Source organism: Pseudomonas sp. SL4(2022) (genome assembly GCF_026625725.1).
In the GTDB taxonomy this organism is placed as follows: domain Bacteria; phylum Pseudomonadota; class Gammaproteobacteria; order Pseudomonadales; family Pseudomonadaceae; genus Aquipseudomonas.
Map to the genome: position 1 here is coordinate 1,987,732 of NZ_CP113060.1, position 15,330 is coordinate 2,003,061.

At 62.1% G+C, this 15,330-nt stretch carries 10 protein-coding genes; 1 reads left to right on the forward strand and 9 read right to left on the reverse strand.

Features of this window, described 5'->3' with window-relative positions:
* Window positions 1–43: 43 nt before the first annotated feature.
* Window positions 44–949: a D-alanyl-D-alanine endopeptidase gene (gene pbpG / locus OU997_RS09530; protein ID WP_267809737.1), complete on the reverse strand. Its 906-nt coding sequence runs from the start codon at window positions 947–949 to the stop codon at window positions 44–46.
* Window positions 950–1,101: 152 nt separating this feature from the next.
* On the opposite strand from pbpG, the gene chrA reads away from it, so the two are divergent.
* The gene (chrA, locus tag OU997_RS09535; protein WP_267809738.1) at window positions 1,102–2,445 is read left to right on the forward strand and encodes a chromate efflux transporter; all 1,344 of its coding nucleotides are present in this window, start codon (window positions 1,102–1,104) and stop codon (window positions 2,443–2,445) included.
* Between the two features lie 40 nt (window positions 2,446–2,485).
* Here chrA and OU997_RS09540 read toward each other — a convergent pair whose 3' ends face one another.
* The 8 genes from OU997_RS09540 to dibA all read right to left on the reverse strand — a co-directional run bounded on the left by OU997_RS09540 (window position 2,486) and on the right by dibA (window position 15,223).
* A complete protein-coding gene (locus OU997_RS09540) occupies window positions 2,486–3,832 on the reverse strand; it encodes a glutamine synthetase family protein (RefSeq protein ID WP_267809883.1) in 1,347 nt (448 codons plus the stop codon).
* A 24-nt stretch (window positions 3,833–3,856) separates the two neighbouring features.
* Complete coding sequence (locus OU997_RS09545; protein ID WP_160085955.1) at window positions 3,857–4,414, reverse strand: helix-turn-helix domain-containing protein; 558 nt, start codon at window positions 4,412–4,414, stop codon at window positions 3,857–3,859.
* Window positions 4,415–4,570: 156 nt separating this feature from the next.
* On the reverse strand, window positions 4,571–5,860 hold the full coding sequence (locus OU997_RS09550; protein ID WP_267809739.1) for an NAD(P)/FAD-dependent oxidoreductase: 1,290 nt from the start codon (window positions 5,858–5,860) through the stop codon (window positions 4,571–4,573).
* 85 nt (window positions 5,861–5,945) lie between these two features.
* Window positions 5,946–6,401, reverse strand: a complete 456-nt coding sequence (locus tag OU997_RS09555; protein ID WP_267809740.1) for a GNAT family N-acetyltransferase — start codon at window positions 6,399–6,401, stop codon at window positions 5,946–5,948.
* Between the two features lie 8 nt (window positions 6,402–6,409).
* Window positions 6,410–8,032 (reverse strand): diguanylate cyclase, encoded by a 1,623-nt coding sequence (locus tag OU997_RS09560; RefSeq protein WP_267809884.1) that lies wholly within the window; start codon window positions 8,030–8,032, stop codon window positions 6,410–6,412.
* Window positions 8,033–8,053: 21 nt separating this feature from the next.
* Window positions 8,054–8,440, reverse strand: a complete 387-nt coding sequence (locus tag OU997_RS09565) for a response regulator (RefSeq protein ID WP_267809741.1) — start codon at window positions 8,438–8,440, stop codon at window positions 8,054–8,056.
* A 1-nt stretch (window position 8,441) separates the two neighbouring features.
* The gene (locus OU997_RS09570; RefSeq protein ID WP_267809742.1) at window positions 8,442–12,908 is read right to left on the reverse strand and encodes a PAS domain S-box protein; all 4,467 of its coding nucleotides are present in this window, start codon (window positions 12,906–12,908) and stop codon (window positions 8,442–8,444) included.
* Window positions 12,908–15,223: a phosphodiesterase DibA gene (gene dibA, locus OU997_RS09575; RefSeq protein WP_267809743.1), complete on the reverse strand. Its 2,316-nt coding sequence runs from the start codon at window positions 15,221–15,223 to the stop codon at window positions 12,908–12,910. Before dibA ends, OU997_RS09570 begins: the two co-directional genes overlap by 1 nt.
* Window positions 15,224–15,330 lie beyond the last annotated feature (107 nt).

The following is a 15,330-nucleotide window of genomic DNA, read 5'->3' on the forward strand; positions in this document are numbered from 1 at the left end:
AAGGCCCGCTATGTCTGCGGGCCTTGTCGTTTTTTGGGGGGGCTTAGTGTGCGGCCTGGGCCTGACGCTGCGCCAACTTCTGCTGGCGGTAGCTGATGGCGGCGGGTGGCACGGCGGTGACCTTGCCGGTTTCCAGCCAGCGTTTGAGGCGGTTGGCGTCGGCCATGTGGGTGTATTTGCCGAAGGCATCCAGCACCACGAAGGCCACCGGGCGGTTATTCATCACGGTGTTCATCACCAGACAGCGGCCGGCTTCACCGGTGTAGCCAGTTTTGCTCAGCTGCACGCTCCAGCCCGGCTTGCGCACCAGGTTGTTGGTGTTGCGAAAGCCCAGGGTGTAGTTGGGTTTGCGGAAGGCCTGGGTTTTTTCCGAGGTGGTGCTGAACTGGCTGATCAGCGGGTACTGGCGTGCGGCCTTGAGCATCAGCACCAGGTCGCGGGCGCTGGACACGTTGTGTTCCGACAGGCCAGTGGGCTCGACAAAGCGCGAATGCTTCATGCCCAGGGCGCGGGCCTTGGCATTCATTGCCGCGACAAAGGCCGTGTGGCCGCCTGGGTAGTGGTGCGCCAGGCTGGATGCCGCGCGGTTTTCCGAAGCCATCAGAGCCAGCAACAGCATATCGTGGCGGCTCAGCTCGCTGCCCACGCGTACGCGGGAGAACACGCCGCGCATTTCCTGGGTGTCGCGAATCATGATCGGCAGCACCTGATCCAGCGGCAGTTTGGCGTCGAGGGTGACCATGGCAGTCATCAGCTTGGTCACCGAAGCAATTGGCACCACGCTGTCGGCGTTACGCTCGTAGAGCACCTGATTGGTCTGCAGGTCGACCAGCAGGGCGCTGCCGGCGGCGAGGTCCTGTTGCTTGGCGGGGGCGGCCTGGGTGTTCGATGCAACTACAAGGCAACTGCAGATCAGCAGCAGGCTTACTATCGATTGGCGGATTTTCACGGGGCGCTTCACGGACAGGTTGAAGGAGGGCGCCGCCCTGGGCGGCGCGCTGCCCAGTATACGGAAATCTACAGCGGCTCTTGCACGAGGCTGACGGAAAACGTCGCGCGACCACGTTATAGTGCGCCAGCCCCGTTGCTGCGAGCGTTGCCATGTCTAATCTGCCTGAAACCCCTGCACCTGCTGCGGTCAGCCTACGCGAAGCCTTCTGGTTCTGGCTCAAGCTTGGCCTGATCAGCTTCGGTGGGCCGGCCGGGCAGATCGCGATCATGCATCAGGAGTTGGTGGAGAAGCGCCGCTGGCTGTCCGAGCGGCGTTTTCTGCATGCGCTGAACTACTGCATGCTGCTGCCGGGGCCAGAGGCGCAGCAGTTGGCCACCTACATCGGCTGGTTGCTGCACCGTACCTGGGGTGGGGTGATCGCCGGTGTGCTGTTTGTGTTGCCGTCGCTGTTTATCCTGATCGGGCTGTCTTGGTTGTATATCGCGTTTGGCGATGTGCCGTGGGTGGCGGGACTGTTCTACGGCATCAAACCGGCGGTTACGGCGATTGTCGCGCAGGCGGCCTGGCGGATAGGTGGGCGCGTGTTGCGCAACCGCTGGCTGTGGGGCATTGCCGGGGCGTCTTTTGTGGCGATCTTTGTGTTTAACCTGCCATTTCCGCTGATCGTGCTGGGGGCTGCACTGTGTGGCTACCTCGGCGGTCGTCTGTTGCCGCAGTCATTCAGCCTCGCGGGTGGGCATCCGGCGGCTCAAGCGTCTTACGGCCCGGCGCTGATTGATGATGACAGCCCGGTACTGCCGCACACGCGCTTTAAACCGTCGCGGTTGGCGGGCTTGCTGGTGGTGGGGGCGTTGCTCTGGCTGCTGCCGATGGGCTTGCTGACCTGGCTGTTCGGCTGGGACGGCACGCTGACGCAGATGGCCTGGTTCTTCACCAAGGCGGCCCTGCTGACCTTTGGTGGCGCGTACGCGGTGCTGCCCTACGTGTATCAGGGCGCGATCGATCACTACGGCTGGCTGACGCCGACGCAGATGATCGACGGCCTGGCGCTGGGCGAAAGCACGCCGGGGCCGCTGATCATGGTGGTGGCGTTTGTGGCGTTTGTCGGTGCGTATCTGCAGCCGGTGTTCGGCGGCGAGTCGGGCTTTGCCAGTGGTGCCGTGGCGGCGGTGCTGGTCACCTGGTTCACTTTTCTGCCGTCGTTTCTGTTCATTCTCGCTGGCGGGCCACTGGTGGAATCCACCCATGGCGAGTTGAAATTCACCGCGCCGCTGACCGGTATTACCGCGGCGGTGGTGGGCGTAATCCTCAACCTGGCACTGTTTTTCGCCTATCACGTGCTTTGGCCACAGGGCTTCGGCGGGGCTTTCGACTGGCCATCGGCACTGCTGGCCGTGGCGGCTGCGCTGGCGCTGCTGCACTTCAAACGCGGGGTGATGGAGGTGTTGCTGGTGTCGGCACTGGCTGGGCTGGCGGTGTACCTATTGCGTTGAAGTCGCGCGCCCGCTGCCAATGCAACGGGCGCGCTGTCCGTCAGAGAAACCAACGGTATTCCCGCGGAGTGACTTCTTGCATAAAGGCCAGATGGTCCTGGCGCTTGTTTTCGCAGTAAACCATCACGAATTCCTCGCCCAGGCCTTGGTTGACCACCGGGTGGTCGCGCATGGCGCTGACTGCGCCGAGCATGTCCTGCGGGAAGTCGATGCCGCTTTGGCGGTTTTCGTTAAGCGGCGCAATCGGCTCTTTACCCGCATCCAGGCCGGACTCCATGCCGGTGAGGATCGCCGCCAGCACCAGATAGGGGTTGGCGTCGGCGCCGGCCAGGCGGTGTTCGATGCGCAGGTTCTTGCCGTCCGATTCGGGGATGCGGATGCACGCATCGCGGTCCTCGAAGCCCCAGCTGGCGCGGCTGGCGGCGTTGACCATGGCGCCGTAGCGGCGGAAGGCGTTGTGGTTGGCGGCGAAGATCGGCATGCAGTGCGGCAGCAGCTCCAGGCAACCGGCCACGGCGTGGCGCAGCGGGCGCTGCTCATCGGCGGCCAGCAGGTTGTGGCCGGCGGCGTCATACAGGCTGACATGCACATGCATGCCGCTGCCCGGCGCGTGCAGGTAGGGCTTGCTCATAAAGCTGGCGCGCTGGCCATGTTTGAGCGCCACGCCGCGGGTGCTGCGGCAGAACAGGGCGGCCCAGTCGGCGGCGCGCAGGCCGTCGTCGCAATGGCCGAAGTTGATCTCGAACTGGCCAGGGCCAAGCTCGGCAGTGATCACGTTGGCGTCGATGCCCTGTTCATTGGCGGCGTCGACGATGGCGTGCAGCACATCGCTAAAGCGCGACAGGCGTTCGATGTGCATGTTCGGCTGATCGTCGGCATCGCCGCACAGCGGGTCGCGTGGGAACTGCGGCAGGCCGTCCTGCAGCATGCGATCAAACAGGTAGAACTCCAGTTCAAAGGCCACCACCGGACGGATACCCCGTGCTTCCAGGCGCTTGAGCACGCGGGCGAGGACTTCACGCGGTTCGAATTCGATGGGCGCAGCGGTGCCGTCGGAGCTGATCAGCATCTGCCCCAGTGGCTGGCTTTCCCAGCGCACCGGCTTGAGCGTGCCAGGGATCAGCCGGCGCGGTGCATCCGGGTCGCCGTCGTTGAAGCAGTAATCGCCAATCGGGTGCAGGCCGCCCTGCACGCCGAGCAGCACGCAGTTCTGCGGGATTTTCAGCGGGCTGCCGGCGGCGACCTTCTCCAGCATGTCGATGGGGTAGCGCTTGCCGTAGAAATGCCCGGGGATGTCCAGGCTGATCAGGTCGACATAGCGCACTTCGGGGTGGGCGCTGCGGAAGGCGCGGACTTCGCTGAGCAGGTCGGGGAATGCTGTTGTTATTGTCATGGCGGCTATCTGCGTGGGTCAGGTGAAGACCCAGAGCACTCGTGTGGGGGAATCGGAAAGGTTGGCGTAGCGAAACTGCGCATGCGGCGGCAGCTGGAAACTGTCATTCGGGCCGAGGGTGACCGGCTCGGCGGCGTCGCCGTACCAGATCGTCAGCTCGCCTTCGAGGACAAAGCCGCCTTGTTCGGAGCTGTCGTTCAAATGCCCGTCGCCGCTGGTGGCGCCCGGGTCCAAACGGCTTTCGAGCATGGAGAAGCCGCCAGCCATGGTCGGCGAGGCGAGTACATCGGTGATGCCGCCGGCGTAATACAGCGTGCGGCGCTCGCCCGGTCGGGTGACCCAGGGCACGTCGCGCGGCTTGCTCAGGCTGTAGAAATAGGTGGTCGGCACGCCGAGGGTTTCGCTGATCGCGGTGAGGTCGGCCACGGTAGGGCGTGACAGGCCGCGTTCGACCTGGGAGAGAAAGCCCACCGAACGGTCGATGCGCGCCGCCAGCTCACCGAGGGTGAGGTTTTTGTGCTTGCGCAGGTCGCGGATCAGGATCGCCAGACCTTCGACTTCTTCCTGCATGTCCATACTCATGTCCTTTGTATAAATCTGTTTTCAAGCGTCGCGAGCGAAGGTGAGGCAAGGCGAAACGCGCCGAAGAAGCGGAGTTTACGGGTTGTAAATGAGCATTCTGAGGCGTGTTTCAACACAGCATCACCGAGCGCAGTAGCTTGAAGACAGATTTCAAATTACGTCGCGCAGGCGATACCAGGCCTTGCCCACGGCTTCGATCGGCGCGGCCAGTAAATCACCGCCGGGGAAACGCGGGTTGCTCAGGCCCTGGTACAGCTCAAGCAGGTCGGCGTCACCGAGGATCGCGTCGCTGACCGCACGGGCGGCGGCCAGGGTCGGCAGGATGCCGTGGCCGGAGAAGCCCTGCAGCCAGTACTTCTGCCCACTGCGGCCGACGTCCGGGGTGCGGTGCATCGTGCAGTCGATATGCCCGCCCCAGCCGTAGTCGATCTGCACGCCGCGCAGTTGCGGGAACACCCGCTCCAGATACGGCCGGGTGGCCGCTGGTACGTCTTTGGGGATGCCGCCCAAGTAGGTGCAGCCGCCGCCGAACAGCAGGCGGTTGTCCGGGGTGACGCGGAAATAGTCGGGGACGAACTGGTTGTCGATGGCGCAGGTGCCGCGCGGGAACAGCGAACGTGCCAGCTCCGGGTCCAGCGGCGCGGTGGCGACCTGGTAGGAGCCCACCGGCAGCAGGCGCTTCGACAGCTGTGGATCGAGCTTGTCGATGTAGGCGTTGCAGGCCAGTACCAGCACATTGCTGCGCACCTCGCCGTGTTCGCTGCGCGCTACATAACCGTCCGCAGTTTCTTGATAACTCAGTGCCTTGCTCTGCTCGAAGATCTTGCCGCCCGCTTTCTCGATGGCATCGGCCAGGCCCTGGGCCAGTTTCAGCGGGTTGAGGTGGGCCGCGCCGCTGTCGTGCACGGCGGCCAAGTAACGCGGACTGGCAATCCACTGCGGCAATTCGTTTTTCGGGATAAAACTGAGCTGGTTATAGCCGTATTTGTGTTCGGCTTCTTCGATGCTGTCCTGCAGTTGGCGCACGCGACGCGGCAGCACGGCGGTGTAGATGGCGCCGGTGCGGTAATCAATATCGAACTGATGCCGCTCGGGCAGCTCGCGCATTTCTTCGGCTGCCCAGACCATGCTGTCCCACAGGCGACGGGCGCGCTCCAGGCCTAATGCCTTCTCAAACGGCGGCATATCGCAGGACCAGCCCGGCAGCGCCTGACCACCGTTGCGCCCGGAGGCCGCCCAGGCCAGGCGACTGGCCTCCAGCAGTACCACCTTCTTGCCCGCCAAAGCCAGGCGCAGCGCGCTGTGCAGCCCGCTGAAACCACCGCCGATAATCAGCACATCGCATTGCAACGCTTCCTGCAGGCGCGGGCGCAGCGGGATGGCGCCGGGGTAGGTGCCGGCGTAGTAGGTGCCGATGTGCTGGGCGGATTGTTTGAACATGGTGCGCCTCATGAAATTCTATTTAAATAATTTCATGAAAATCTACGCCATAAATTTCATAAAACCAAGTGCAAAGACGTTTGGCCTAGTTGAGATCGATGGCTAAACGCAGACGATCTTTATGCTGCAAACCTTGTTCGAATAGCGGTTCGGGATAGTGGCGAAGAAAGTAATCCGGCTCGACGGCATACACCCGAAGCCCGGCGCGCTGGTAGAAGGTCAGTTGGTGGCCAAAGCTGCCGGTGGCGACTTCCAGGCGCATTGCGCCCAGTTGCCGGGCGCTGTGCAGGGCGTGCTGCAGCAGTTGCGTGCCGATGCCCTGGGCCTGGCAGTTAGGGTCGACGGCGATATTCATCAGCTCCAGGATTCCAGGGCCGCGCGCCTGTAGCACATAGAGACCGACGACCAGGTCATCAAGCTCGGCGAGGTAGCAGTGACCGTCCGCCAGGTAGGCTTGCACATACGGTAGATGCGGATCGGCTTCCAGCAGCAGGGCCGTCGGCAGCTGCGCGGCATTACAGGCGCGAATAGTTAGGTTCATGGCCAGCTTCAGCGCACCTGATTGCGCCCGTTGTGCTTGGCCGCGTACAGCGCGCGGTCTGCTTTATCCAGCAGATCATCGGCACCTGTTGGTGCATCTTCGGTGGAGGAAATGCCGGCGCTCAGGGTGACCGAGAACTGCAGGCCATTGGCGATAAAGTGCAGTTCGGCAAAGCGCTGGCGGATTTCATCGAGAATGCGCCGCGCCTGGTCAGACGGGCAGTCCGGCAGCACCACAAGGAATTCTTCACCGCCGTAGCGGCCAAGGCTGTCGATGCGCCGCAGGCGCTGGCGCAGCAGGTTGGCCAGGGCACGGATGACGTTGTCGCCAGCGGCATGGCCGTAGCTGTCGTTGACCTTTTTGAAGAAGTCGATATCCAGCATGGCTACGCTGGCCGGTTTACCGCTGCGCTGCGCACGCTCAAGCTCGACTGCCGCCTGTTCTTTGATATCGGCGTGTTTGAGCAGGCCGGTGAGGCTGTCGCGCGACAGCGCGTTGCTCAGCAGGCGCGCGCGCTGGGCGCGGGAAAACACGGCCGCCACCAGGGCGTTGTCGGAAATCGGTTTGGTGACGAAGTCATCGCCCGCCTTGATCAGGGCATTCATCTGTCGGTTGATGTCGGTTTCGGCCGAGAGGTAAACGATCGGTACACGCAGCCAGTCGTCGTTCATGCGGATGATCTGCGCCAGCTCCGGGCCGGTGCAGCCGGGCATGCTGACATCGAGCAGCACCACTTCGGGGTTGAAGCTGCGCATGCGGGAAAAGATCTCTGCCGGTTCGTGGAGCATTTCCACCAGCATGTTGGCACCGCGCAGGATCAGGCTGAAGCGGCTGGCCAGTTCGCGGTCGTCGTCAATGATCAAAACCCGGTAAGGCGCGCCTTGTTGCTGGGCAAAGCAGCGTTCCAGACGGTTTTCCAGTTGCGGGATGTCCACCGGCTTGGTGAAGAAGCCCAGGGCGCCGACACGCACGGCTTGTAGGTGGGTGGCAAAGTCGTCCTGAGTGGTAATCACCAGCAGCGGCAGCGGTTCATCCAGGCGCTGTTGCAGGTTGGCGGCATACTCCAGGCCGGTGAGGGCTTCGTCAGGCAGGTTGACGTCGACGATCAGCGCGTCCGGCAACTGCTTTTGCAGGGCCGCGTCGAGCTCGGCGATGCGGGTGAAGTGTTCGGCCTGGTAACCAAAGTTATTCAGTGTCAGGCGCATGCTTTCGCCAATCGCACGCTGATCTTCGAGGATATAGATGCGCCGCGCGCTGCTGTTGACGCGTGGCGTCTTGAAGGGCTGCGGGGCCTGCTCCTGTTGACGTTCGGCCTGGAACTGCTGGCTGGCCAGCTGTTGCAGGCTGCGGCTGAAGTCCTGCAGGCTCTGTTGTTCCTGCTGCAGGGTTTCCAGCCACTGATCGGCTTCCTGTTCCAGCTCACGGGCGCGCTGGCCGAGGCTGCTGAAGCCGAACGTGCCGGCGGCGCCGGCGAGCTTGTGCAACTGATCGCGCAGGGTTTGCAGGTGCTGTTGTTGCTCCAGCGGATCGGCGCTGTGCAGCAGGCCCTCGGCATTGCGGCCGAGGGCTGGCAGCTCCTCGTGCAAGCGCTGGGCGAAGGCATTGCTGAGCTGCTGCAGGCGTTGCTGCAGTTCATCGGCGGGGGGGGGCCATTACTCATGAGCCTGGCTCCAGATTTGCCGCACCTGGGCGGCCAGTTGCATCGGGTCGAAGGGCTTGATGATCACATCACGGGCGCCGAGGCTGCGGTAGAGGGCTATTTCCGCCGGCTGTACCTTGGCGGTCATGAATGCCACCGGCACCTGGTTGATGTCGATGAGTTGGGCGATTCGTGCCAGGGTTTGCGGCCCGTCCATGTCCGGCATCATCACATCCAGCAGGATAAAGTCCGGGGCAAAGTCTTGCAGTTGATCCAGTGCATCCTGGCCATTGGCACAGCTGAGCACTTGGAAGCCGCCAACGGCCTCCAGCGCCAGTTTGGCCACCGCCTGGATTGAAGGGTCGTCTTCCACATGCAGGATGCGCTGTAGTTCAGGCATATCAGGTGTTCTCGGCGCTGGAGAGCGACTCAGGTGTCGGTTCTGCAGCCAGATTAGTCAGTTCAAACCAGAAAGTCGCGCCCTGTCCGGGCGGCGAGTCGAAACCAATGCGGCCGTCCATGCGCTCGATGATTTCCTTGCTGATGGCCAGGCCCAGGCCTGTGCCGCCTTTCTGTCGGGTATCGGTGGCATCCGCTTGGGAAAACTTGCTGAAAATCCGCGATTGGAAATTTTCCGGCACGCCCGGGCCATGGTCGCTGACGCTGACCCTGACCTGCTGACCCTGATGGGTCACCTGTACGTCAACCGTCTGCCCGGCAGGAGAGAATTTCGCTGCGTTGGACAGCAGGTTGGCCAGCACTTGTGCCAGGCGCAGGCGGTCAACCTGCACCACGGCTGGGGTGGCTTCGGTTTGCAATTTCAGTTGTACGCGGAAGTGCTCGGCATACGGCTGATTCTCTTCGATGGCCTGTTCCAGTAGCGGCTGTAGAGGCTCGGGCCGCAGTTCGAAGAACATCTTGCCCGCGACCAGTTTTTCCATGTCCAGCAGGTCATTGATCAGCAGGTTGAGGCGTTGGCTGTTGTCCTGGGCGATTTGCAGCATTTGCTGCATGCCGGCGGGCACGGCACCGAGGGCGCCGCCGTTGACCAGACCGAGGGAGCCGGCGATGGCGGTCAATGGTGTACGCAGTTCATGGCTGACGGTGGAGACGAACTCGTTTTTCATCCGTTCGATGCGTTTACGCTCCTCGATATCACGGATCACCGCAATAAAACGCCGTTCGCCCTGGTGGCTGATCTGTGAGATGGCCAGCTCGATGGTGAAGGTTTCGCCGTTGCTGCGCAGGGCCGTCAGTTCGATTTCCTTACCGAGCATCTGCTGGATACCGGTTTTCAGGAAATGACTGAGGTAGCGGGCGCGCATCGAACGTTGCGGCTCGGGCAGCAACAGGGTGGCACGGTGCCCGGAAACCTCCAGGTGGCTATAGCCGAAAATACGTTCGGCAGCGTGGTTGAAGGTTTCGATATAGCCCTGCTGGTCGATGGTGATGATCGCATCGAGTACGTTGTCGAGCAGGGCTCGCAGGTAATCCTCACGTTCACGAATGGCCATTTCTGTGGCGATGCGTTCGTTGAAGTCCTGGATTTGCACCACAAAGTGCACCGGTTGGTCGTTGCTGTCGCGCACCAGAGAGACGCTGAGCAGCACCCAGATGATCCGCCCCTGGCTGTCCAGGTAGCGTTTCTCCATCTGGTAGGTGTTGACCTCGCCTGCCAGCAGTTCTTCGACATGCTGCAGGTCGGCGTCCAGGTCGTCAGGGTGGGTGATTTGCTGAAAGCTGGTTCGCTGCAATTGCTCGCGGCTATAGCCGAGCATGCTGCAGAGCACTTCGTTGACTTCCAGCCACTGGCCTTGCAGGGACACCAATGCCATGCCCTGCGGCGCGGTACTGAAGGCACTGCTAAAGCGCTGTTGGCTAAGGCGCAATTGGTCTTCCACGGCTTTGCGGTCGCTGATGTCCCAGATAAACCCGGAGATCCACTGCAGCTGGCCGTCGTTGTCATATTCGCCACGGCCTTTTTCACGCACCCAGACGCTGTGGCCATCGGCATGCAGCAGGCGATAGGTCAGTTCGAAGGATTCCTGACGTTCGACCGCGGCCACCGCGCGGTAGGTGATCGGCAGGTCATCGGGGTGTACCACGCTGGCGAAGCTGCGGATGCGGTTGTTGATGAAGTCATAGGCCGGGTAGCCGCTGAGGCTGTGGATCTCTTCGCTGAGGTAGCTCATCGACCAGTCCGCATCGTTGCGGCAGCGATAGACCGCCCCTGGCAGGTTGGCCACCAAGCCGCGGAAGCGACTCTCGCTCTTTTGCAGGGCTCGGGCGGTCTGCTGCAGTTCGTTGATGTCGCTGGCAATACCCAGGTAGCCGCTGATATGGCCCCGGCCATCGCGCATGGCACTGACGGTGAGGTTGACGGTACGCGGTTCGCCATTCTTGCGCAGGTAAGTCCACTGCCGCGTTTCCGGCTCGCCTTTGGCCGGGATGCAGGTGAGGACGGCAAAACCCTGGATGACCTGGCCTTCCTGCAGGCTGAGTTGGTGAGCGCGAGCCTGGATTTCGTCTTCGCGATGAAACAAAACAGGGCTGTGTTGGCCAATAACTTCGGCACTGCGGTAGCCCAGCAGGCGTTCGGCGCCGGAGTTAAACAGGGTAATCAGACCATCCAGATCGCTGGTGATGATGCTTACACCGGTGGCAGAGTCGAGTACGGCCTGGAGAAAGCGCCGAGCTTCGCGGGTCTGCTCTTCATGTTGCAGACGCTCCAGGGTGGCGCCGACCCAGCGGGCGAACAGGCGCATGAACTCTTCGTCAGCATCGTCGAAACTGCTGCGGGCGCTGCTGGCTGCAAAGCACAGGGTGCCAAAGCGTTGGCCGGCCACCCAGACGCTGGTGCCGATATAGCTTTCCAGCGCAAAAAGCGGGTAGCAGGGATGCGTGGCATGTTCGCTCTGACTCATGGCGGCGATGGCCAGTACGTCTGTACTGCGCAGGGCGATGCTGCAGTAAGTGTCGCCCAAGCTGAAACACTGGCCGTCCTGCAGGCCAGTGTGGGGGGATACCTGAACCATGACCCGGTAGGTGTCACCTTCAACTTGGCTGATGATGCCAATCGGCATGCCATAGAACGCGGCGCCCAGTTGCAGGGCCTGCCGCAGTTGCTCGTGGGTACTCAGTTTGGGCAGGGCGGCGATTTCATTGAGTGCATGTAGCGCGGCCTGTTGGCGTTGCATGTGCACTTGAGTCTGTTCGCGTTGCTGATCACGGCGCAGTGCTTCCAGGAGTTGGCCGAGGGTGGTCAACAGGGGTTGCAGCTGTACGGCAAAGTCAGCGCTGTAGCCGCCCTCGCGGTTGGCCAGGCCGAGCATGCCGAGCAGTTCGCCGTTGGCATGGATGGGCAGGCCGGCAAACGCCTGCAGCGCTGGGTGGCCGGACGGCAGGCCGCCGCTATGCGGGTGGTTGGCCGGATCATTGCTGATCAGCGCCTTGCCACTGCGGATGACCTGGCCGAACAGGTTGGCGAGGTTATGGAACTCCAGGCCAGCCGCTGCACGCATATCGTAGTCCGCGTGGCTGTGTTCATCCCAGGCGATGTTGCTGATGGCAAAGGTGCGCAAGAACGGGGCGCCTTGCGCATCGGCAAGGATTTCGCCGATAAAACCGAATTGGCTGGCTGTGAGGTCGAGAATCCGCTTGAGCAAGGCATCGAAGGCTTCGCGCTGGTTATGCGCATTGATATACGCCGCCTGTGCTTCGCTGATCAGGCCGAGCAACTTGCGCGAAGCTTCGCTTTGCTGATGCTTGTCCTGCAGTTCCTGATGATGGCGTCGCAGCAGCATCTGGCTGCTGTAGCGGGTTGCTTGCAGGAGCAATAACAGCAACGCTTCTGCTGCCAGCCAGGCGAGTAGCCACTTGCCCATCAGCCAGCGTTTTTCTTGTTGGTGATGGTCATGGAGTGCACTGATGTCGCGCCAGGTCAGGGCGACCACTGTCGGTGCATCGCCCGGCTGGGCGACGGCTGGATAGCGGTCGAGTGGCAGTTGATTGAGCAGGTATGTCTGCCCGTGGTCTTGCAGCAGTCGCAGGCTGTCGCCTGTGGCCGGTTCAGGCAGCAGATTGCGGCTTTGCCAGTGCTGCGCTTCGGGGCGTGAGAAACCTTCCAGGTACCAGGTCGGAGGCGTGCTGGATGCTCCCGCCGGGCGTTCAGCGGAGTATTCGCTCAAGGCCGCACGGGTCATGCGCAGGGCAATGCCTGCGCCTAGCTCGCGATCCAGCTGTTGCAGGTTGTGCGCCAGATTCAGGCTGATCTCCAGCGCCCCAATGGTCAATGGCGCCTGGTTGCCCTCGACCTGCAGCGGGATGATGGCGCGTGATACCAGGCCTTCTTCGGAATCCCCCAAACCACTCTTGCGGGTGGCCGACTGCAGGGCGTCAAGCAACATGCGCCGGGGGGCTTGCGGCTCGTCGGCAAAGCGTTCTGGCTGGTGTACGCGCAGCAATACTGTGCTATCGGCCAGGTGCAGGGTGAGGCTGAACGGGTGGCTCTGTTGCAGGTTACGCCAGCGTGGCGCCAGGCGTGCGAACAGTTGCCCGCGGATGTTTTGCAAGGCGCGCGCCTGGTCTTCAACCTGTGGATTCAGGGTTGCCGCCTCACGCACCAGTTCAACCAGCCAGGCATCCGCAACCAGGGTTTCGCCGAGCAGTTGCGCCTGGTGCTCCATGTTCTGTTGGGCACTGCGCAAGGCCAGGCGCTGCGCCTCATGCAGGTGGGTAAGCTGCATCTGCCAAAGCGCTTCACGCTCATTGATGGCGGCCGTGCCCAAGACAATGAACAGCAGCGCCAGGCTGAAACTGCCGAAACCGACGATCCAGTGGATCATCGAGGGCTTTACCTTTGTGTGCATCAATAGGCCCCGGGACGAATGACGCTGTTGCTCCCGTGATACACGGGTGGCTGGGCATTTTCCAGCTGTTCTGTGAGTGCAGCGGCCGGCTGCGGCCGACCGAAATGGTAGCCCTGGCCATGGTCACAGCCGAGCTGACGCAGCAACTCAAGCTGTTCCGCGCGTTCAATGCCCTCGGCCAAAATCTTTAGCCCCATGCTGTGACCGAGGGCGATTACTGCACGGGTAATGGCGATGTCGTCCTGGTCATCAGGCAAGCCGGCGACAAAACTCTGGTCAAGCTTGAGCTTGTGTACGGGCAAGCGCTTGAGGCGGGCGAGTGAGCTGTAGCCGGTCCCAAAGTCATCAATAGCCAGACGCACGCCCAGGTTACGCAGGCGTTCGAGTAGCCTGAGGGCGGTATCAGGATCATCCATCACCGCACTTTCGGTCACTTCAAGCTCCAGGCAGGCGGCGGGTAGACCGCTGTCGCTCAATACTTCAGCAACCCGCAGGTCCAGTTCGCCACGGCTGAACAGGCGGCTGGAAATGTTGACCGCAACAAACTGCAGGTTAATGCCCGCTGCCCGCCAGGCGACCATCTGTCGACAGCTCTGTTGCAGAACCCAGGCATCAATGGCGCTGATCAGGCCGGTTTCTTCGGCTATCGGGATGAACTCGCCAGGCCCGACCAAACCGCGTTGCGGGTGTTCCCAGCGCACCAGAGCTTCGACGCCGATCAGCTGCTGGCTATGCAGGCAGAGCAGTGGTTGGTAGTAGACCCGCAGTTCCTGGCTATCCAGCGCATGGCGCAGGGCGCTGGCCAGTTCGACGCGCTGGTGGGCATGGGCCGTCAGCTCCTGGCTGTAGAAGGCATAGCTCTCGCGGCCGCCACTTTTCGCCTTGAACAGCGCCGAGTCGGCATTGCGTAGCACCTGGGCGACATCCTGTGCATCTTCCGGGTATAGACAGATGCCAATACTGGCGGTCACAAACAGTTCGTGGTCAGCCACTTCGAAGCCGGTGGCCAGGCAGCTTTGCAGGCGCTGCGCCATAACCGCAGCCTGTTCGGCGCTTTGGCATTGTTCGTAAAGCAGGCCGAACTCGTCACCCCCGAGGCGGGCCAGGGTCATGCGCTTACCCAGTTGCTCGCTGAGTCTCTCCCCCACGGCTTTCAACAGCAGGTCACCGATGTTGTGGCCGAGGCTTTCGTTGATGTGCTTGAAGTGGTCGAGGTCGATCAATAGCACCGCCCCCGTGTGCTGGTCGCTGCGGTCGCGCTCCAGTGCGTGCTCGACCCGCTCGGTGAACAGCAGGCGGTTGGGCAGGTTGCTTAGCGGGTCGTGGTGGGCGAGGTAGTCCAGCTCACGCTGCGAGCGCTTGAGGGCGCTGATATCGGAAAACACGGCCACATAGTGGCTGATCTCGCCTTGCTCGTCATGAATCACCCGGATGCATTGCCACTGCGGGTAGATTTCGCCGTTCTTGCGGCGGTTCCACACTTCGCCACTCCAGGAGCCGCGTTGTTGCAGGGTATGCCACAGGTTGTCGTAGAAGCCTTTGTCATGACGGCCGGACTTCAGCAGGCTGGGTGATTGGCCGAGGATTTCCGCTTGTTCATAGCCGGTGATACGGGTAAAGGCCGGGTTGCAGTGAACGATACGCTGCTCGGCGTCGGTGACCAGTACGCCTTCCTGGGTGGCATCAAACACGGCAGCCGCCTGGCGCAGGCTGTCTTCATCACGGCGGCGCTGGGTGATGTCGCAGGCGGTGCCGATCAGTCGCTCGGCGTGTCCTGATGGATTGAACAACAGGCGGCCGCGGAACTGAATCCAGCGGTAGCTGTTATCGGCTTGGCGCAGGCGATAGTTGATCTCGTAGGGCGCCGGGTTGGATGCCTCCAGGCGCTGTTGCAAGGTGCGCTCGAAGGCCTCGCGATCATGCGGGTGCAGGTGTTCTAGCCATTGTGGCTGGTCGATCTCGCTGGGCGTGCCGAGCAACGCTGCGTAGCCGGGGGAGAAATACAGTTGATGGCTTTGCAGGTCCCAGTCCCACAGGCCGTCCTGGGCGGCATCCAATGCCTGTTGCAGGCGTTTCTCACTGTGCTGCAGGGCTTCGCGACTGCGTTGATGCTGACGGTGATGGGTGCGCAGGATGACAAACAGCAGAACGCCGGTCACGCCGACAAAGGCCAGGCCTTTTAACAGTTGCGCGCGCTCCAGCTGCTCAAGGGACAACCCCAGAGCGATCAGCTGGCTGTCACTGAATAATACCCAGAGGCTGGCCGCCAGGAGGTAGGCGAGGGTCAAACGCCAGGCACTAAAAGATGCAGTCATGGGCTACGGGTCAATCCATTGTCGGGGGCAGCAGTATAGAGGTTGGTCAGGGGGCGGCATTCTTATGCAAAAGACCAACTGGTTTTCTGATCCGGGTCAGGGATAAT